Raw genomic sequence first — 18,747 nt, forward strand, 5'->3', positions numbered from 1 at the left:
CGAAACGGTCACGCTTCATGCGACGATGCCCTATTCGCGACGATCGGCACACTCCGATCGATGCAGCGTATCGCCTGGTTTCACCATATTCTGTTGCTCGTGCTTTCTCGTCGTCTTGCGTTATCTGCCGGTGTCCTCGCCACTGTGGGCCTCGTGGGCGGCAGCGCCGTCCAGCAGGTCTTGGCCGCGCCGCAGGTCGTCGCCAGCCCCGCCGCCGGCTGCGTCGGCTCGGCCCACCTGAGCGCCGGCTCGTCGAGCACCCGGACGCTGGAGGTCAACGGCGTCTCGCGCACCTTCCACATCCACGTGCCGTCCGGGTACAGCCCCGCCGCGGCCGAACCGCTCATCATCGCCTTCCACGGGCGCGGCGAGCAGGCGAAGAGTTTCGAGCACTACTCGCAGCTCTCGCGGCTCCCGGCAATCGTCGCCTACCCCGAGGGGTTGCGCAGTGCGACCGGGCCGAAGTCCTGGGAGTCCGCGCCCTACGCCAACCCCGCGGCCGACGACGTCGCGTTCACCCGCGCGATGATCCGACAGATCCGCTCGCAAGCCTGCGTCGACGGCAGCCGGATCTTCGCCGTCGGCCGTTCCAACGGCGGCGGCCTGGTCAACCTGCTGGCCTGCCAGCTGCCGGGTCAGTTCGCGGCCGTCGCGATGGTGTCCGCCGCGTTCTATCCGCAGTCCGAGCGCGGCTGCGGCCAGGCCCGCCCGGTCTCGCGGATCGAGTTCCACGGCACCCACGACGCGATCGTGCCCTACGGCGGCGAGGTCAAGTTCGGCAGCCAACTGCCCGCGATCCCGGCGTGGCTCGACGAGTGGGCCGCCCGCTCGCACTGCCGACCGCCGACCGAGCGGAAGATCGCCGACGGTGCGACCCGCATCGACTGGTTCTTCTGCCAGCCCGGCACGATGATGAGCCATATCCGCATCGACGGCGGCACGCACCGCTGGCCCGGCTCCTCTGGTGCGCTGTGGCGGCCGTCGAATCACATCAACGCCGCCGCGCTGATCTGGCAGTTCTTCCAACTGCAGCGGCCCGGACTCATCTTCGGGAGCTGATCGGGCGGCGCCGTTTGAACCCGGACCCGGCGCCACGCTAGATTTGCTTTCGGCCATCGCCACCCGCGATGCCCGCGCGCGTATAGCTCAGCGGTAGAGCACTGGTTTTACACACCAGCGGTCGTAGGTTCGATCCCTACTGCGCGCACTCGACCCGCGGCGCAGACGACGACCGACGCACGGCAACGACCGGGCAGCCGATTGCGCACTGCGGCCCACCGCGCCGATGATGTACGCCATGACGTCCGTCGCCGCACTCGAAGCGTCGTTGACGGACCTGGCGCGCGTGGTCGCCATCCTCCGGCACGAGGACTGGGATAGGCCGACGCCGTGTCCGGCATGGTCGGTCGGCGACGTGCTCGACCACGTCCTGGAGATCACCGACAAGTTCACCCGGTTCGCCGCCGGGCTCACCGACGCGCCCCGCGGGCGGGCGCCGCACGCTCGTGACCGCCGCGCGGCGCTCGAAGCCGTCATCACCGAGAGTCGGGCCGCCTGGTCGCGAGTCGACTCGGGCCGCACCTGCCACCTGCCGTTCGGCGACTTCTCGGCCACGGCGGCCGCGGGGATCAATGCCGCCGACGTCCTCGTCCACACCTGGGATATCGCGCGAGGCGCGGGCGTGGACTATTCGATGCCTGCCGACCTGGTCCCCGGGGCGCTGGCCGTGATCGAGCGCCTGGCCGCCGGCGACCGCGATCACCACCACTACGCACGACCGCCTGCGATGGCCGACGGTTCGGGACCGGACACATTGCTGATCGCTTCGGGCCGGTCGCCGAATTGGCCGGAGCGGGCGGGCGAGTAATGACCTGAGCCGCTGTTGGCGCTCACACCGCCAGCGCGCGCTCCCACACCGAATCGTCTCGAGGGGCGCCGGCGTCGGCGGCATCGGCGAACAGCACGCCGCGATCACGGTCGACGAGGACGGTGCCGCGCACCGAATAGCCGCGCCGCTCGTCGAAGACGCCGTATTGCGTCGCGACGGCGCCGTGCGGCCAGAAGTCGGAGAGGATCGGGAACAGGAATCCCTGGGCGCTCGACCACACCTTGTGCGTGGGCGGCGGGCCGACGGAGATCGCGAGCGTCGTCAGGTCCTCGTTGTCGAACTCGGGCAGGCGGTCGCGGATGAGCCCGAGTTCCCCCTCGCAGTTGCCGGTGAACGCCAACGGGAAGAACACCAGCAACACCTTGCGGTCGACGACCAGCGACGACAGGCTGACGCGCTGGTTGTTCTGGTCGGGCAGCGTGAAGTCCGGGGCCCGGTCCCCGACGGCGATCAGTTCGCGCATGCTCAGCGCGAACCGCGCGAGCGGGGCTGCACCAGGCGGGTCGCGGTCCAGTCCCCCAGATTGGTGACGCTGGTCTGGGTCAGCCCGGTGGTCGCGGCCGCCTCGCTGACATCGCTCGGTTCGACGTGGCCGCGCATCCCGGTCTTCGGCGAGAGCACCCACAGGTAGCCGTCGTCGGCCAGCGGCGTGATCGCGTCCATCAGGGCGTCGGTGAGGTCACCGTCGTCGTCGCGCCACCACAGGAGCACGACGTCGATGACGTCGTCGGCGTCCTCATCGAGCATTTCCGCGTCGATGATGTCCTCGATGGCGACCCGCAGGTCATCGTCGGTGTCGTCATCCCAGCCCAGTTCCTGCACGACGAGCCCTTTGCTCAGCCCCAGTTTCTGCGCACCGGCACCCTCGGCGGCGACCACGCGTGACCTCCTACATCTGCGGATCGACGCCGAGTGAGTCCCGACGCCCGTGTTGCTATCCCACAGGGTTGACGGCCCGAACGCAACCCGAACCGGCCGATTGCCCGCACCGTCGGTCACCGACCGCACCCTCAGTCGTGCAGGTAGTCCGCGCAAACCCGCACGAGCGCCTGCCGTGCGGCATCCCATCGGCGCGCGGCCGGGTTCAGGACGGCGGCGTTCTTCTCGGCGATCGCCCGACGGACCGCCTCGGCGGCATCGGCGGTCCTGGCCATCTCCGTCGCGAGCGGCGGCGGCAATTCGTTCGCGCCCGCCGCGCGCAGGACGCGGACATCCTCGTCGAGACGGGCGACGACCGCCGCATCGGTCCCCCGCAGCGCACCCATGCTCTGGGTCGAGTTCAGCGCTGCGATCATCGCGTTGTAGGCCTCGACGGTCGACCGCATGCCCCCCAACGACTCCCGGCAGGCGCTGGTCGACCGATACCGGGAGGTGAACGAACTCACCGCCGGCGATCCGGCGGGGCTGGCCTCGCCACCGACCGAGCACGCCATGACCGACACGGCCGAGGCCGACGCCAGAATGCCCGCGAGGGGGCGGCGGAGTCGGCTCAATAGCGCAGGCATATGACGTCGAGCTGGCGGCGGACGTCGTTCCACTTGTGCGCCGAATCGTTCAAGGAGTCGATGTTGCCCGCGGCGAGACGGTCGCGCTGGGTCTGGGTGGCGTCCTTGACCACGCCGATCTGGGTCTTGAGATCGTCCGGGAGGTCGACGGACTGGGCCTGGTTCAACGCCTCGATGTTGGCGTCCAACTTCGTGATGACCTGCTTGTCGAGCCCGGCGAAGTTGCCGCCGCTGCTGTTGTACTGGTCGATCATCTTGTTGTAGTCGCGCACGCCTTCACCGAGGGTGCTCCGCAGGTCCGAGCACTGGGTGCGCGCGTTCTTCTTCTGCGTGATGATCTTCTGCTCCGCCACGTACTTGGCGACGACGTCCGAGTTCGGCGCGTGTGCCGTGCCGCTGACCGTGCACCCCATCAGCATCCCGGCCGCGCCCAGGGCGACCACTGCTGCGGCGACTCGGCGGGGGGCGGCGAAGGCGATTGTGTCAGTCATGACTCTCCGTATTGTTTGGCGATGGTCTTGACGCGATTCAACTCGGATATGTTGCCGAAAATCGCGACCCAGTTGTAGACGAGCGCGGAAATGACCCCGAACCAACCCAGGCACAGGCAGTGCAGTTGTGCGCCCCAGAACGCCCGACGGACGTCGGCCATCGAACCCGTCACCTGCTTCGGGCTGGTCAGCGCCACGATGAGCAGTCCGGTATGTGCCTTGAACGTGGCGGTGTACACCCCGGGCCCCTGGGCGAATACCGGCTGGCCGTATCCCTGCTGCTGCGGGTAGCCAGGCTGCGCGTAGCCCTGCGCCACGGCCTGCGGATGCGGCGGCTGCGCGTACTGCGGTTGAGCGTACTGCGGATGGGCATACTGCGGTTGGGCGTATTGCGGGTGCGGATCGGGCGCAGTCATCGGTTCCCCCTCGTTGACAGTTCCACGTTGACCGGGCATCGGCCGCGGCGCGTTCGAGAATATCGGCAATCGTATCCCCGTCGGAAGCGGACCATTCACCCGACTGCTCGGTGGCACCCATCACATTGCCCGCCGGGTGTGGCGCACGTTTAGGCTGGGGATGCACCGACGCCCCACCCCGGCGTCGGCATCCGCAATTGCACCCACCGCGCACCACCAACCGCGCGGTGACAACAGAATCAGAGGAATCCACTGTGTCTGACGAGTCCGCAACTCCGAGCCGCGTCCGGGTGATCCGCGAGGGCGTCGCCTCCTACCTGCCCGACATCGATCCGGAAGAGACCACCGAATGGGTCGACTCGCTCGACGGCATCATCGATTCCGTCGGACCGGCCCGCGCGCGCTACCTGATGTTGCGGCTGCTGGAGCGCGCCGGTGAGCGCCACGTCTCCATTCCCGCGCTGACCTCCACCGACTACGTCAACACCATCCCGACCGAGAACGAGCCCTGGTTCCCCGGCGACGAAGAGGTCGAGCGCAGCTTCCGCGGACTGATCCGGTGGAACGCCGCCATCATGGTCCACCGCGCCCAGCGGCCCGGCATCGGCGTGGGCGGCCACATCTCCACCTACGCCTCCTCCGCGTCGCTCTACGAGGTCGGCTTCAACCACTTCTTCCGCGGCCAGGACCACCCCGGCGGCGGGGACCAGATCTTCATCCAGGGGCATGCCTCCCCCGGCATCTACGCCCGCGCCTTCCTCGAGGGCCGGCTGACCGAGAACCAACTCGACGGGTTCCGGCAGGAGCACAGTCACGCCGGGCTCGGCGGCGGCCTGCCGTCGTACCCCCATCCGCGCCTCATGCCGGAGTTCTGGCAGTTCCCCACCGTCTCGATGGGCCTGGGCCCGATGAACGCCATCTACCAGGCGCGGTTCAACCACTATCTGGCCGACCGCGGCATCAAGGACACCAGCGACCAGCACGTGTGGGCCTTCCTCGGCGACGGCGAGATGGACGAGCCGGAGTCGCGCGGCCTGCTGCAGGTTGCGGCCACCGAGGGGCTGGACAACCTGACCTTCGTCGTCAACTGCAACCTGCAGCGCCTCGACGGCCCGGTGCGCGGCAACGGGAAGATCATCCAGGAGTTGGAATCCTTCTTCCGGGGCGCCGGTTGGAACGTCATCAAGGTCGTCTGGGGCCGCGAGTGGGATGCGCTGCTGCACGCCGACCGCGACGGTGCCCTGGTGAATCTGATGAATTCGACGCCCGACGGCGACTACCAGACCTATCGCGCCAATGACGGCGCCTTTATCCGCGAACACTTCTTCAACCGGGACCCGCGTACCAAGGAATTGGTCAAGGACCTCTCCGACCAGGACATCTGGAACCTCAAGCGCGGCGGGCACGACTACCGCAAGATCTACGCCGCCTACTCCGCCGCGATGACTCACAAGGGCCAGCCGACGGTGATCCTGGCCAAGACCGTCAAGGGCTACACGCTCGGCAAGCACTTCGAGGGCCGCAACGCGACGCACCAGATGAAGAAGCTCGCGCTCGACGACCTCAAGGCGCTGCGCGACACGCTGCGCATCCCCTTCACCGACGAACAGCTCGAGGCCGACCCGTACCTACCGCCGTATTTCCACCCCGGCGCCGACGACCCGCGGATCACCTACCTCCTCGACCGTCGACGCAGCCTCGGCGGCTTCCTCCCCAAGCGGCGCCGCAGCTCGACCCCGCTTCACCCGGACACTGCTCCGGCCATCGCCGCAGTGGCCAAGGGATCGGGCAAGCAGGAAGTCGCCACGACGATGGCGCTGGTCCGGATCTTCAAGGAGCTGCTGCGCGACAAGGAGATCGGCGACCGGATCGTTCCGATCATCCCCGACGAGGCGCGCACCTTTGGCATGGACTCGTGGTTCCCGTCGCTGAAGATCTACAACCACAACGGTCAGCTCTACACCTCGGTGGACGCCGAACTCATGCTCGCCTACAAGGAGAGCCAGGTCGGCCACATCCTGCACGAGGGCATCAACGAAGCCGGTTCGACGGCCAGTTTCACCGCCGTCGGCACGTCGTATTCGACCCACGACGTGCCGATGATCCCGCTCTACATCTTCTATTCGATGTTCGGGTTCCAGCGCACCGGCGACAGCCTGTGGGCCGCGGGAGACCAGATGGCGCGCGGTTTCGTCATCGGCGCGACGGCCGGCCGCACCACCCTCACCGGCGAGGGGCTGCAGCACGCCGACGGCCATTCCCCGCTGCTCGCCTCGAGCAATCCGGCCGCGGTGATCTACGACCCGGCCTTCGCCTACGAACTGGCCCACATCGTCGACTCCGGCCTGACCCGGATGTACGGCGACGCCCAGGAGGACGTGTTCTTCTACATCACCGTCTACAACGAGCCGTTCCACCAGCCGGCCCAGCCGGAGGGACTCGACGTCGAGGCGCTGCTGCGCGGGATCTACCGGTACGCACCGGCCCCCGCGCTCGCCTCCCCGGCCGCGTCGGCCAACATCCTCGCCTCGGGCGTGAGCATGCCCGACGCGCTGCGCGCACAACAGCTACTCGCCGACGAGTGGAATGTGGCGGCCGCGGTGCACTCGGTGACCTCGTGGGCCGAACTGGCGCGTGACGGGATCCGCGCCGACCGGGCCGCGCTCCTGGATCCGGGTGCCCCGGAAGCAGTCCCGTTCGTGACGTCGGCCCTCGACGGCAACCCCACCGTGGCGGTCTCCGACTACCAGCGGGCGGTCCAGGAGCAGATCCGGCCCTACGTCCCCGGCGCCTACCTGACCCTGGGGACCGACGGCTTCGGCTTCTCCGACACGCGGCCCGCGGCCCGGCGCGTCTTCAACGTCGACGCGGAGTCGATCGCCGTCGGCGCGCTGCTGGCGCTGGCGCGCGATCAGAAGATCGACCGCACGGTGGCCGCCGAGGCCGCGAAGCGCTATCGCATCGACGATGTGAACGCGGCTCCCGCGCAGACCAGCGACCCCGGCGTGGCGTAGTGACTACCCTGTACACGTGACCGCCCCGCCCAACCCGAAGCCCTCGCCCGGTTCGCCCGCGGCGATCTTCGGCGGGTTGGGCGGCCGTGTGCCCACACCGGACAGCGTCCGCGACGCGTTGCCCGACACGCTGTTGCGCCGGGTCAAGCAGTACAGCGGGCGACTGGCCACCGAAGCGGTGCACTCGATGTCGGACCACCTGCCCTACTTCTCCGAGCTCGACGCCGCCCAGCGCGCCTCGGTGCAGTTGGTGGTGCAGACCGCGGTGGTGAACTTCGTGGAGTGGATCCAGGATCCCGAGGGGAACGTCAAGTTCACCGTCGAGGCCTTCCAGGTGGTGCCGCAGGATCTGGCGCGGCGCATCTCCCTGCTGCAGACGGTCGAGATGGTCCGTGTGGCGATGGAGTTCTTCGAGAAACGGCTGCCGCTGCTGGCGCGCGACGACGAGCAGCTGCGGGCACTCACCGAGTCGGTGCTGCGCTACGGCCGGGAAATCGGATTCGCCGCGGCCTCCATCTACGCCTCGGCCGCCGAGTCGCGCGGCGCGTGGGACTCCCGGCTGGAGGCACTCGTCGTCGACGCGGTGGTCCGCGGCGACGACGGTCCGCAGCTCACCTCGCGCGCAGCCGCGCTCAACTGGGACTCCGACGCCCCGGCGACCGTGATCGTCGGCAATCCGCCGCCGGAACAGAACGTGTCGGTGCCGCTGACCATCCACAACACCGCCGTCGCACACGACCGTGCCGCCCTCTCGGTGGTGCAGGGCACCATCCTCGTCGCGATCGTGAGCGGCAAGATCCGGGCGAATGAGCCGTTCGTCACCGAGCTGCTCGAACATTTCGCCGACGGCCCGGTGGTCATCGGGCCGACGGTGCCCGACCTGATCACCGCGCATACCAGCGCCGTCGAGGCGCTGGCCGGCATGGAGGCGGTCGCGGGATGGCCGAGCGCCCCGCGGCCGGTGCACAGCCTCGAACTGCTGCCCGAGCGGGCCCTGGCGGGTGATCCGACCGCCGCCACCACGCTGATTCAGACGCTCACGAAACCCCTCGGCTCCGCCGGGGCGAACCTGACCGCGACGCTCGAGGCCTATTTGGACGCTGGCGGATCGGTCGAGGCTTGTGCCCGAACACTATTCGTTCACCCAAATACTGTTCGATACCGACTAAGACGAATCGCCGAAATCACTGGACGTGACGCAACTAACCCGCGAGATGCCTACGTGTTGCGCGTGGCAACGACCGTGGGCAGATTGACACAAACGCAGAACAAACCAGCTACTTCTGCCCCATGAGTCACATCCGTTTCAGGCGAGTCTTACCATTTTCCCAGGCTGAGCCGTTTTGGACACGGTTTGGTAACGGATAACGCTCCGGCTTCGGCCCGGGTGCCACTCGGGTGGAGTTTGTAGGATTCCTACAAAACGGCTCTGAAAGGTTCATGCTCTCCGACACCGTCGTCAGATGACTTGAAGGTGTTCAGTTACAACGTGCTTACGTTGCTTGCGCCCGGACAGGGCTCCCAGACCCCCGGCATGCTCGTCGACTGGCTCGAGCTGCCCGGGGTCCGCGATCAACTCGCGACCTGGTCCAAGCTGACCGGTCTGGACCTCGAACGCCTCGGCACCACCGCGACGGCCGAGGAGATCACCGATACCGCGATCACCCAGCCCCTGGTCGTCGCCGCCGCGCTGCTCGCCTACGACGAGCTGGCCAAGCAGCATCCCCTCGCACCCGGCAGCATCGTGGCCGGGCACTCGGTGGGCGAGCTGGCCGCCGCCGCCATCGCCGGGGTCATCAGCGCCGACGAGGCCGTGACCCTCGCCGGGATCCGCGGCGCCGAGATGGCCCGCGCCTGCGCCCTCGAGCCGACGACCATGGCGGCCGTGCTCGGCGGCGACGAGGCCGAGGTCCTCGCGCGCCTGGACGAACTCGAGCTCGTCCCCGCCAACCGCAACGCCGTCGGCCAGATCGTGGCGGCCGGCAAGGTCGACGCCATCGACGAACTGGTGGCCAACCCGCCGGAGAAGGCGCGCACCCGCAAGCTCGCCGTCGCCGGCGCCTTCCACACCGCGTTCATGGCGCCCGCGCAGGACGCGGTGGCCGCCGCCGCCGCGAAGATCACGCCCGCCGATCCGGTCTTCACGCTGCTCTCGAATTCCGACGGCAAGCCGGTCACCACCGGCGCCGAGGCGTTGGAGAAGCTCGTCGCACAGGTCACCCGCCCGGTCCGCTGGGACCTGTGCTCGGTGACGATGCGCGAGGCCGGTACCACCGCCATCGTCGAGCTCCCCCCCGCCGGGACGCTCGTCGGGATCGCCAAGCGCGAACTCAAGGGCACGCCCACCCTGGCCCTGAAGACCCCGGAGAGCCTCTCTGGAATCACTGAACTTGGATAGCGGCCGGGAACCCCCGGCCCCCGGAAAGCCGTAAAGCGGCTCGTCCACACGGCACCCATACCGCCGTCTCCGGAATTGGATAACACCCCTTAGACAAAGGAGCCACCCATGGCAGTCAGCCAGGAAGACCTCATCGCCGGCATCGCCGAGATCATCGAAGAAGTGACCGGCATCGAGCCCTCCGAGGTCACGATGGAGAAGTCCTTCGTCGATGACCTGGACATCGACTCGCTGTCGATGGTCGAGATCGCCGTCCAGATCGAGGACAAGTACGGCCTGAAGGTTCCCGACGAGGACCTCGCCGGCCTGCGCACCGTCGGTGACGCCGTCGCCTACATCCAGAAGCTCGAGGCCGAGAACCCCGAGGCCGCCGCCGCCATCGCCGCGCAGATCGCCGAGGAAAAGAAGGCGTGACCGCCTCGCTTCGCGAGTACTCCACGCTGGGGGGCAACTTCCCCAGCGTGGTGGTGACGTCCATGGTCGCCACCACCTCGCTCGGCGTCGACCTTGATTCGACCTGGGACGGACTGCTCAAGGGCCAGTCCGGCATCCGGGAACTGACCGGCGACTTCGTCACCAAATACGGCGAACTCCCCTGCCGGATCGGTGGCAAGCTCATCGAGGATCCCGCCGAAGAGGTCACCCGCGTCGAGGCGCGCCGCATGGCGTACGTCGAGCGTGTCGCCCACGTCATGAGCAAGCGCCTCTGGGCGCACGCCGGCGAGCCCGAGGTTGACCCCAACCGGCTCGCGGTCGTTCTTGGCACCGGCCAGGGTGGCGGCGACGCCATGATCCACAACTGGCAGGCCATGGAGGAGTCGGGCAACTACCGCAAGGTGTCGCCCCTCGCCGTCCAGATGGCGATGCCCAACGGCCCGGCCGGCGTCGTCGGCCTCAACGTCGGCGCGCGCGCCGGCGTGATCACCCCGGTCTCGGCGTGTTCGTCGGGCGCGGAGGCGATCGCGCACGCGTGGCGGCACATCGTCCTCGGTGACGCCGACATGGTCGTCTGTGGTGGCGTCGAAGGCTACATCGATGCGATTCCGATCGCCGCGTTCACCATGATGCGCGCGATGAGCACCCGCAACGACGATCCGGCCGGTGCGTCGCGCCCGTTCGACAAGGATCGGGACGGCTTCGTCTTCGGCGAGGCCGCCGCGATGCTGATCCTCGAGCGCGAAGAGCACGCCAAGGCCCGCGGTGCGCACATCCACGCCCGCGTCCTCGGTGCCGGTATCACCTCGGATGGGTTCCACCTGGTTGCCCCCGACCCCAGCGGTCAGGGCAACTCGCGGGCCATGGCCCGTGCGATCCAGACCGCCGGGCTGACTCCGAAGGACATCAGCCACGTCAACGCCCACGCCACGTCGACCCCGGTCGGCGACACGGCAGAGGCGATCGGCATCCAGTCCGCCGTCGGCAACCACGCGGCGATCTACGCCCCGAAGTCGGCGCTGGGCCACTCGATCGGTGCCGTCGGCGCCCTCGAGTCGGTGCTGACCATGAAGGCGGTCGAGGAAGGCGTTATCCCGCCGACTCTCAACCTGGAGAATCTGGATCCCGAGTGCGGCGACATCGACGTTGTCCACGGCAAGCCCCGTGAAGGCAACTACGAGTACGCGCTCAACAACTCGTTCGGTTTCGGCGGCCACAACGTGGCCATTGCGATCGGGCGCTACTGACAGATGTGATGCACGACCAGCCACCCCGCTAGACACAGGGAAGGAGACGGCGATGACCACCTTGGCCCCCATTTCCAGCCAAGAGGATTCGGTGGATCCCCGCGATCCGCTGCTTCGCTTGACCAACTTCTTCGACGAGGGTTCCCTGCGCCTGCTGCACCCGGTAGACGATTCCGGCGTGCAGGCGGCAATCGGTGAGGTCCACGGTGTGACCACCGTGGCCTACTGCACCGACGGCACCGTGATGGGCGGTGCCATGGGGGTGGCTGGTTGTGCTCATATCGTCGACGCCATCGACACCGCGATCGCCGATCAGGCACCGGTCGTCGGTATCTGGCATTCCGGCGGGGCCCGCCTCGCCGAGGGCGTCGAGGCCCTCCACGCGGTCGGCCAGGTCTTCGAGGCGATGGTCCGCGCCTCCGGGGACATCCCGCAGATTTCCGTGGTCGTCGGCTTCGCCGCCGGCGGCGCGGCCTATGGTCCCGCCCTCACCGACGTCGTCATCATGGCGCCGGCCGGCCGGGTCTTCGTGACCGGGCCCGACGTGGTCCGCAGCGTCACCGGCGAGGACGTCGACATGGAGTCGCTCGGCGGCCCCCTCGCGCACGGCAAGAAGTCCGGCGTCTGCCACATCACCGCCGATTCCGAGCCCGACGCACTGTGGCGCGCCCGACGGCTCGTCTCGACGTTCAACCGCCAGGGCGAGATCGACGTCGACGCGGCGCGCGCGGGCGACACCGATCTCCAGGCGCTGCTGCCCGAGTCGGCCCGACGGGCCTACGACGTCCACCCCATCGTGGCGCAACTGCTCGACACCGATCACGACATCGACGGCAACGAGATCTCCTCCTTCGAGGAGTTGCAGGCCAAGTGGGCGCCCAACATCGTGATCGGGTTCGGCCGCCTCGCCGGCCGCAGCGTCGGCGTCATCGCCAACAACCCGCTGCGGATGGGTGGCTGCCTGAACTCGCTGAGCGCCGAGAAGGCCGCCAGGTTCGTCCGCCTCTGCGACGCTTTCGGCATCCCCCTGATCGTCCTGACCGACGTCCCCGGCTACCTGCCCGGGGTCGGCCAGGAATGGGACGGGGTGGTCCGGCGCGGGGCCAAGCTGCTGCACGCGTTCGCCGAGTGCAGCGTCCCGCGCGTCACGCTGGTCACCCGCAAGATCTACGGCGGCGCCTACATCGCGATGAACTCCCGCGCACTCGGCGCGACCGCCGTCTATGCCTGGCCGGGCTCCGAGGTCGCCGTCATGGGCGCCAAGGCGGCCGTCGGCATCCTGCACAAGAAAACCCTCGCCGCGGCCGCAGAGCACGAGCGAGAGGCCCTGCACGACCGTCTCGCCGCCGAGCACGAGGAGATCGCCGGCGGGATCGGCACGGCGCAGGCCATCGGCGTCGTCGACGAACTCATCGATCCCGCGACGACCCGCAGCACCCTCGCCACCGCGATCGCCACGGCACCGGCCCGTCGCGGACGGCACAAGAACATCCCGCTCTGAGCCCCGGTACATCGAGAGCACCAAAACACGAACTCCGCACCTGCGCGCAGGTGCGGAGTTCGTGTGTCATCCAACTTGTGCGGTATTCACCCCACCCGCTGGGCAAGCCAGGTCGCCTCTGCTCCCACGGAGCCGAGGCGGTAGTTCTCCAGTTCGTTGTCCCATGCCGTGCCGAGGGCCGCGTGCAGCTCGCCGGATAGGCCGCGGCCGTCGGGCTGCGCGTCCATGAGCGCCCGGATCTGCATCTCCCCCAGGATCACGTCGCCGTTGGCGCCGGTCGAGCCGTGCCACAAACCGAGGCCGGGGACATAGCTGAACCGCAGGCCGTCCACACCGTCGCTGGGATCCTCGGTCACCTCGAAGCGCAGCGAGGACCATTCGCGCAGCGCGGTGACCAGGCGTGCGGCGGTGCCGACCGGGCCGACCCAGTCGGCGGTGGCCCGCTGCATGCCCGGCTCGGCATCCTGCGGCGACCACTTGAGGCGCGCGGGCACGTCAAGGGTCGACGACAACGCCCACTCGACATGTGGGCACAAGGCGACAGGAGCGGCATGGATGTACACCACGCCTGTCGCGTAGTCCGCAAGCTGAGACAGATTGCGCACTCTGATCACCTCCGGTTCGACGAGGAACGTCTTCCCCAACACACCTCGTCGTCAACCAGCGGCGTTACTTATCACAACTTCTGTTATCTAGTGTGCCTCATGGGACGTGTGTTGCGCTAGTTCTTCTTGACGTTGTTGCTCCTCGAATCCGACCTCGGTGATGTGGCGGATACGCGCCCACACCGATTCGAAGGTCAAGAACACCGCGCAGCCGATGGCCAGCGAGCCGGGAATGAACACCAGCAGGTTGTCGATCTTCTCCCATGCCCCGGGACTCCACAGGGCCACCCACGTCAGCAGCAGCGCGATGACCGTCGACGCCTCGCCGATGAAGTTGGCGATGGCGAACACCATCGCCGCCCGTCGATTTCGCCGGACCGCCTTCGGCGAGAGGTGGAAATTGGCGGCGAAGGCCAACAGCAGCACCGCGTAGAGGGAGAGCAGCCCGCCGAGGTCGTTGGCGTCCAGTTCGCGCATGGTCATCCCCCGCCGTCGAGACGCGCACAGATGTCGTCGTTGAAATCGCTCCACAGCGGCTTGGCCCACGCCCCGAAGGCCCGGTCGGTGAGCACGACGCAGGCGGCCCGCCGGACCGGGTCGACCCACAGGAAGGTGCCGGACTGCCCGAAGTGGCCGAAGGTCTCCGGCGACGCACTGCTCGCCGTCCAGTGCGGCGACTTGTGTCCCCGGATCTCGAAACCCAATCCCCAGTCGCAGGGCCGGTGTCGGCCGTAGCCGGGGACGAAGCCGTCGAGGCCGGGAAACCAGACCGACCGCGCGCTGCGGGCCGTCTCCGGCGCGACGATCCGCGGCGCGAGCAGGTCGCCGGCATACCGGGCGAGGTCATCGACGCAGGAGGTCGCGCCGTGACCGGCCGGGCCGTCCAGCGTCGTCGTCGTCATCCCCAGCGGCTCCGCCACGGCTTGCGCCAGGTAGTCCGGGAACGCGATCTCGGTGGCCTCCGCCACGGTCTTCGCCACGAGTTCGAACCCGTAGGACGAGTAGATGCGCTGGGTGCCCACCGGCGCGAGCTGTTCGGCCGAGTCGAAGGCCAGGCCCGACGCGTGCGCGAGCAGGTGCGCGACCGTGGATCCCGGTGGACCGGCCGGCGTGTCGAGTTCGATCGCCCCCTCCTCCACCGCGACCAGCACGGCCGAGGCGACGAGCGGCTTGGTCACCGACGCCAACGCGAAGGCCCGGCCGGTGTCACCGAAGGTCTCGATGACACCGGCCGGGCCGATCAGCGCGCCGGCGACGTTGTCGACCGGCCACTGTGCAAGTTGCTGCAGCACTCGCCTCAGGCGGCGGGTCGCTGCGCCGTCGTGGGCGCCGGAGCCGGTGCCGACGGGATGGGCGTCACGTTGCCCGGGGTCGCCGGCACGCTCGCCGGGGCCTTGACCAGGCCGTCTTCATCCGGGTTCAGCGTCTTCTTGAGCTCCTCGGCGTTCAGACCGGTCGCGCCCGAGAGCACGGCCTGGATCTTGTCCTCGGAGACGTCGCAGTGCTTGCGGGCCTCCGTCGGCCAGAGCTTGGTCAGCTCGTCGACGCCGTCGCCGTGAGCGTTGGCGACGGTGCCGCTGACCAGGTTCTGCGGCTGGATCCGGCCGGTGACCAGCGCCGCCTGCTTGCAGACGTGGAACTTGCTGCCCTTCTTCGAGTACCAGACCTGATCCTGGCCGGTCAGCGCCTGCACGACGTTGCGCTCACGGGCGATCTGCTCCTGCGACACCGGGTTGGTCTCGACGCCGGTGGCGAACACCGCGGCCGCGAGCGCGATCGCGATACCGCCGATGATGCCCTTCTGCTTACCGCTGAGGTCCTGGTCGAGGAAGACCAGGATGATCAGCGGCAGGAAGGCCACCACCGTGATGATGGCGCCCAGCTGGTTCTGCACGAAGAAGCGGAACTTGTTCTTCTCCGACGCGGGGTCGAGACGATTGGCCTTGCGCCAGAGCAGGTTGCCCGCGATGGCGAGTACGGCCATCGCGACCAGGAAGGCGATGATCTGCCACATGATCACTTCCTGCCCCTTGGGCAGCAGGATCTTGAAGATCACCCACAGTTCGATGGCGATGGCCGCCACCCACAGGACGATTGCCGCGACGCGGAACCACGTCGCCTTGGACTTGTCCTGCGGCGCCGGGACCCAGTTGCCCTCCGCGATTGCCGAGGCGCGCTCGCGCTCCGCGGCCCGCGCCTTCTTCTTAGCGTCGTCTGCCATTGCTTACTGCCCTTCAACACGTTGGTCTCGCGACGATGATCGCGATCGTCACAAACATTAGTGCACAAATGCCCACAAACAGGCGTCGAACGGGTCCACGTGTCGTGAACCCGTCCGCCGGAGTCGCGGTGAGCCCGCGCAGGTCAGCCCGTCACCAATCCTCTTCGGTGTACCGGATGACGCCGCGGATGTTCTTCCCGTCGAGCATGTCCTGGTAGCCCTCGTTGATCTGGTCGAGCCGGTATTCGCGGGTGATCATGTCGGTGATGTTGAGTTTGCCCGCCTTGAACAGCGACAGCAGCATCGGGATGTCGAGCTTCGGGTTCGCGCCGCCGAAGATCGAGCCCTGCAGGTTCTTCTGCATCAGCGTCAGCATCGAGTAGTTGAGGGTGACCTGGTTGTCGAGCATGCTGCCCATGCCGGTCAGCACGCAGGTGCCGCCCTTGGACGTCAGGTTCATCCAGTTGTCGATGTCGGTGCCGTGTACCTCGCCGACGGTGACGACGACCTTCTTGCACATGCCGCCGGCGGTGATGCCCGCGACGTCGCCCATCGCCTCTTCGATGGTCGCGTAGGCCTTCGTCGCACCGAACTTGAGGGCCTGCTCGCGCTTCCACTCGACGGGGTCGACGGCGAAGATGTTCCGCGCGCCAGCGAGGACCGCACCCTGCAGCGCGGCGGTGCCGACGCCGCCCACGCCGATGATCGCGACGTCTTCACCGGGGCGGATGTCGGCGCTGCGCGTCGACGATCCGAAGCCGGTGGGGATGCCGCAGCCACACAGCGCGGCGACCTCGAACGGGATCTCCTTGTCGATCTTCACCACCGAGGCCTCGTGGACCACCATGTACGGGCTGAAGGTGCCCAGCAGGGTCATCGGGTAGACGTTCTCACCGTCGGCGGTGTGGATGCGGAACGTGTGGTCGGAGACCGCCTCGCCCTGCAGGAGGTACATGCCGAAGTCGCAGAGGTTGGCCTGTCCGGCCTCACACGAGGGACACTTGCCGCAGGAGGGGATGAACGAGAGGACGACGTGGTCGCCGACCTCGAAGTCGGTGACGCCTTCGCCGACCTCCTCGATGGTCCCGGCGCCCTCGTGGCCGCCGAGAATCGGGAAGCCGCCCATCGGGATGCCGCCGGTCATCAGGTGATGGTCGGAGTGGCACATGCCCGCGGCGCCCATCTTGATCTTGACCTCGTGGGCCTTCGGGTCGCCGATGTCGATCTCTTCGATCTTCCACGGCGTATTGAGCTCTCGCAGCAGCGCACCTTTAGTCTTCACAGTTCATCCTCACTCGCGATTGGCGCGGTCGAAACCCGCTTACCCGTGTGAGGGTAGTCACCCGAACGGAAAATTGGAACACGTTTCACTTTCGTGTCCCCCGCGAGCCGCCGCTCAGCTGTGCAACCCCTCGTCCTTGCTGCCATAACTGCTGCGCAACGTCGGTTTCACGACCTTGCCTCCGGCATTGCGCGGCAGTTCGTCGACGATGACGAGATCCTTCGGATGCTTGTAGCGGGCCAGGTTCTCGTTCAAGTACGGCTCGAGTTCGGCGAGCGTCAGGTCGCCGCCGTCGGCGACGACCACGACGGCCACGGGCACCTCGCCCCACTTGTCGTCGGCGCGCCCGATGATGGCCGCCTCGCTGATCCGCGGGTGTGCGAACAGCACGTTCTCCACCTCGGCGCAGTAGATGTTCTCGCCGCCGGAGATGATCATGTCCTTGGCGCGGTCGACGACGTAGACGAAGCCCTCCGCGTCGCGGCGGACGAGGTCGCCGGAGTGGAACCAGCCGCCGGCGAAGGCGTCGGCCGTGCCGCGCGGGTTCTGCCAATACCCCGCCATCAACTGCGGGCCGCGGTAGACGATCTCGCCGACCTGTCCGTCGGGCACGTCGTCACCGGCCGGATCGACGATCCGCGCGACGACCGACGGCACCACCCGGCCCACCGAGCCGAGCTTGCGCAGCGCGTCCTTGCCCTCCAGGACGCAGGTGATCGGCGACATCTCGGTCTGCCCGAACACGGCGACGTTCATCGCGTCGGGGAAGGTCGCGCTCATCGCGTTCAACACCGTGTCCGACGCGGGAGCCGCACCCCAGCTGATCACGCGCAGCTTCAACTCGCGGGGCTTGGCCTGCTGCGCCGCACACACCGCCTGCCACTGCGCCGGGACCAGGAAGATCGACGTCGTCCCCTCGCGCTCGATGGTGTCCAACAGGTCGTTCGGGTCGAAGGCGCCCAGCGGGTGGATCACCGAGAGCGCACCCGCGTAGAGCAGCGGGGTCATCGCGCCGAGCGCGGCGATGTGGAACATCGGCGCGACGCAGGAACCGATGTCGTCCGGCCGGGTGCCGAGTGCGTCCAGACAGGTCATCGCCTGGGCCTGCAGGTTCTGGTGGGTGAGCATCGCCCCCTTGGGCTTTCCGGTGGTGCCCGACGTGTACATGATCAGCGCCACCGTGTCCTCGGGCACGTCGATCGCCGGCAGATCCGCCGCGTCCTCGTCCATCAGATCCTCGAACCGCAGGTGACCGTCGCCGGCCTCGCCGACGGTGACGATGGTGTCGATAGCACCGCTCGCCGCCGCCACCCCGTCGGCCAGCGGGGCCAACGCCGTCTCGGTGATGATCCAGCGGGCACCGCTGTCGGCGACGAGGAAGCCCACCTCGGCCGGCGCCATCCGGAAGTTGACCGGCACCGCGATCGCCCCGATGAGGTTCGCCGCGAGGACCGCCTCGACGTATTCCGAGCGGTTGAGCATGAGGATCATCACCCGGTCGCCGAAGGCGACGCCTCGGCGGTGCAGGGCACCGGCGAAGGCGCGCACCCGCTCGTCGAGGGTCCGCCACGACGTCTCGGCACCGAGGAACCGCAGCGCGGGAGCCTCGGGTTTCATCAGCGCGTGGCGGCGGACCTGGTTGTTCCAGTGGTTACGGCTCGAGCGCAGCGGCTCGGCGGTGCGATCCTCGACCGGTGAAACGGGCATCGTCGCAATCCTCTCCCGGCGGCGCCGGTGTGTTTGA

At 68.2% G+C, this 18,747-nt stretch carries 19 protein-coding genes and 1 tRNA gene; 9 read left to right on the plus strand and 11 right to left on the minus strand.

Features of this window, described 5'->3' with window-relative positions; genetic code table 11:
• The first annotated feature begins 153 nt into the window (after window positions 1-153).
• The 3 genes from HUN08_RS10990 to HUN08_RS11000 all read left to right on the plus strand — a co-directional run bounded on the left by HUN08_RS10990 (window position 154) and on the right by HUN08_RS11000 (window position 1,867).
• Complete coding sequence (locus HUN08_RS10990) at window positions 154-1,059, plus strand: PHB depolymerase family esterase (protein WP_301546679.1); 906 nt, start codon at window positions 154-156, stop codon at window positions 1,057-1,059.
• Window positions 1,060-1,135: 76 nt separating this feature from the next.
• Window positions 1,136-1,207 (plus strand) — tRNA-Val (locus HUN08_RS10995).
• A 90-nt stretch (window positions 1,208-1,297) separates the two neighbouring features.
• Window positions 1,298-1,867, plus strand: a complete 570-nt coding sequence (locus HUN08_RS11000; protein ID WP_165353444.1) for a TIGR03086 family metal-binding protein — start codon at window positions 1,298-1,300, stop codon at window positions 1,865-1,867.
• A 22-nt stretch (window positions 1,868-1,889) separates the two neighbouring features.
• Here the strand turns inward: HUN08_RS11000 and HUN08_RS11005 are convergent, their stop codons facing one another.
• The 5 genes from HUN08_RS11005 to HUN08_RS18380 all read right to left on the minus strand — a co-directional run bounded on the left by HUN08_RS11005 (window position 1,890) and on the right by HUN08_RS18380 (window position 4,300).
• On the minus strand, window positions 1,890-2,351 hold the full coding sequence (locus tag HUN08_RS11005; RefSeq protein ID WP_124247741.1) for a peroxiredoxin: 462 nt from the start codon (window positions 2,349-2,351) through the stop codon (window positions 1,890-1,892).
• A 2-nt stretch (window positions 2,352-2,353) separates the two neighbouring features.
• Complete coding sequence (locus tag HUN08_RS11010; RefSeq protein ID WP_124247740.1) at window positions 2,354-2,767, minus strand: DUF3052 domain-containing protein; 414 nt, start codon at window positions 2,765-2,767, stop codon at window positions 2,354-2,356.
• Window positions 2,768-2,898: 131 nt separating this feature from the next.
• Window positions 2,899-3,381, minus strand: a complete 483-nt coding sequence (locus HUN08_RS11015; protein WP_124247739.1) for a hypothetical protein — start codon at window positions 3,379-3,381, stop codon at window positions 2,899-2,901.
• On the minus strand, window positions 3,378-3,884 hold the full coding sequence (locus tag HUN08_RS11020; RefSeq protein WP_124247738.1) for a hypothetical protein: 507 nt from the start codon (window positions 3,882-3,884) through the stop codon (window positions 3,378-3,380). Before HUN08_RS11020 ends, HUN08_RS11015 begins: the two co-directional genes overlap by 4 nt.
• Complete coding sequence (locus tag HUN08_RS18380; protein ID WP_301546680.1) at window positions 3,881-4,300, minus strand: hypothetical protein; 420 nt, start codon at window positions 4,298-4,300, stop codon at window positions 3,881-3,883. Before HUN08_RS18380 ends, HUN08_RS11020 begins: the two co-directional genes overlap by 4 nt.
• A gap of 254 nt (window positions 4,301-4,554) precedes the next feature.
• Between HUN08_RS18380 and aceE the strand changes: the two genes are divergently transcribed.
• From aceE to HUN08_RS11055, 6 genes are all read left to right on the plus strand, one after another.
• Window positions 4,555-7,314 (plus strand): pyruvate dehydrogenase (acetyl-transferring), homodimeric type, encoded by a 2,760-nt coding sequence (gene aceE / locus HUN08_RS11030; protein WP_124247737.1) that lies wholly within the window; start codon window positions 4,555-4,557, stop codon window positions 7,312-7,314.
• Between the two features lie 64 nt (window positions 7,315-7,378).
• A complete protein-coding gene (locus tag HUN08_RS11035; protein WP_174900987.1) occupies window positions 7,379-8,608 on the plus strand; it encodes a CdaR family transcriptional regulator in 1,230 nt (409 codons plus the stop codon).
• Between the two features lie 195 nt (window positions 8,609-8,803).
• Window positions 8,804-9,712, plus strand: coding sequence for an ACP S-malonyltransferase (locus HUN08_RS11040; RefSeq protein ID WP_124247735.1), 909 nt, complete (start codon window positions 8,804-8,806; stop codon window positions 9,710-9,712).
• 108 nt (window positions 9,713-9,820) lie between these two features.
• Window positions 9,821-10,126, plus strand: coding sequence for a meromycolate extension acyl carrier protein AcpM (gene acpM / locus HUN08_RS11045; protein WP_124247734.1), 306 nt, complete (start codon window positions 9,821-9,823; stop codon window positions 10,124-10,126).
• Window positions 10,123-11,394, plus strand: a complete 1,272-nt coding sequence (locus HUN08_RS11050; RefSeq protein ID WP_124247733.1) for a KasA/KasB family beta-ketoacyl-ACP synthase — start codon at window positions 10,123-10,125, stop codon at window positions 11,392-11,394. Before acpM ends, HUN08_RS11050 begins: the two co-directional genes overlap by 4 nt.
• Before the next feature lie 52 nt (window positions 11,395-11,446).
• Window positions 11,447-12,895: an acyl-CoA carboxylase subunit beta gene (locus HUN08_RS11055; RefSeq protein ID WP_124247732.1), complete on the plus strand. Its 1,449-nt coding sequence runs from the start codon at window positions 11,447-11,449 to the stop codon at window positions 12,893-12,895.
• 86 nt (window positions 12,896-12,981) lie between these two features.
• On the opposite strand, the gene HUN08_RS11060 is transcribed toward HUN08_RS11055, so the two are convergent.
• The 6 genes from HUN08_RS11060 to fadD5 all read right to left on the minus strand — a co-directional run bounded on the left by HUN08_RS11060 (window position 12,982) and on the right by fadD5 (window position 18,710).
• Entirely contained in the window at window positions 12,982-13,500 is a 519-nt protein-coding gene (locus HUN08_RS11060) for a DUF3145 domain-containing protein (protein ID WP_124247731.1), read from the minus strand.
• A gap of 87 nt (window positions 13,501-13,587) precedes the next feature.
• Window positions 13,588-13,983 (minus strand): hypothetical protein, encoded by a 396-nt coding sequence (locus tag HUN08_RS11065; protein ID WP_301546681.1) that lies wholly within the window; start codon window positions 13,981-13,983, stop codon window positions 13,588-13,590.
• Window positions 13,980-14,792, minus strand: coding sequence for a serine hydrolase (locus HUN08_RS11070; protein ID WP_124247730.1), 813 nt, complete (start codon window positions 14,790-14,792; stop codon window positions 13,980-13,982). Before HUN08_RS11070 ends, HUN08_RS11065 begins: the two co-directional genes overlap by 4 nt.
• Before the next feature lie 5 nt (window positions 14,793-14,797).
• On the minus strand, window positions 14,798-15,721 hold the full coding sequence (locus HUN08_RS11075; RefSeq protein ID WP_124247729.1) for a hypothetical protein: 924 nt from the start codon (window positions 15,719-15,721) through the stop codon (window positions 14,798-14,800).
• Between the two features lie 151 nt (window positions 15,722-15,872).
• Window positions 15,873-17,003, minus strand: coding sequence for an NDMA-dependent alcohol dehydrogenase (locus tag HUN08_RS11080; RefSeq protein ID WP_124247728.1), 1,131 nt, complete (start codon window positions 17,001-17,003; stop codon window positions 15,873-15,875).
• A 114-nt stretch (window positions 17,004-17,117) separates the two neighbouring features.
• On the minus strand, window positions 17,118-18,710 hold the full coding sequence (gene fadD5, locus HUN08_RS11085) for a fatty-acid--CoA ligase FadD5 (protein WP_124247727.1): 1,593 nt from the start codon (window positions 18,708-18,710) through the stop codon (window positions 17,118-17,120).
• Window positions 18,711-18,747: the final 37 nt, after the last annotated feature.

The organism is Gordonia sp. X0973 (assembly GCF_013348785.1).
Classification (GTDB): domain Bacteria; phylum Actinomycetota; class Actinomycetes; order Mycobacteriales; family Mycobacteriaceae; genus Gordonia.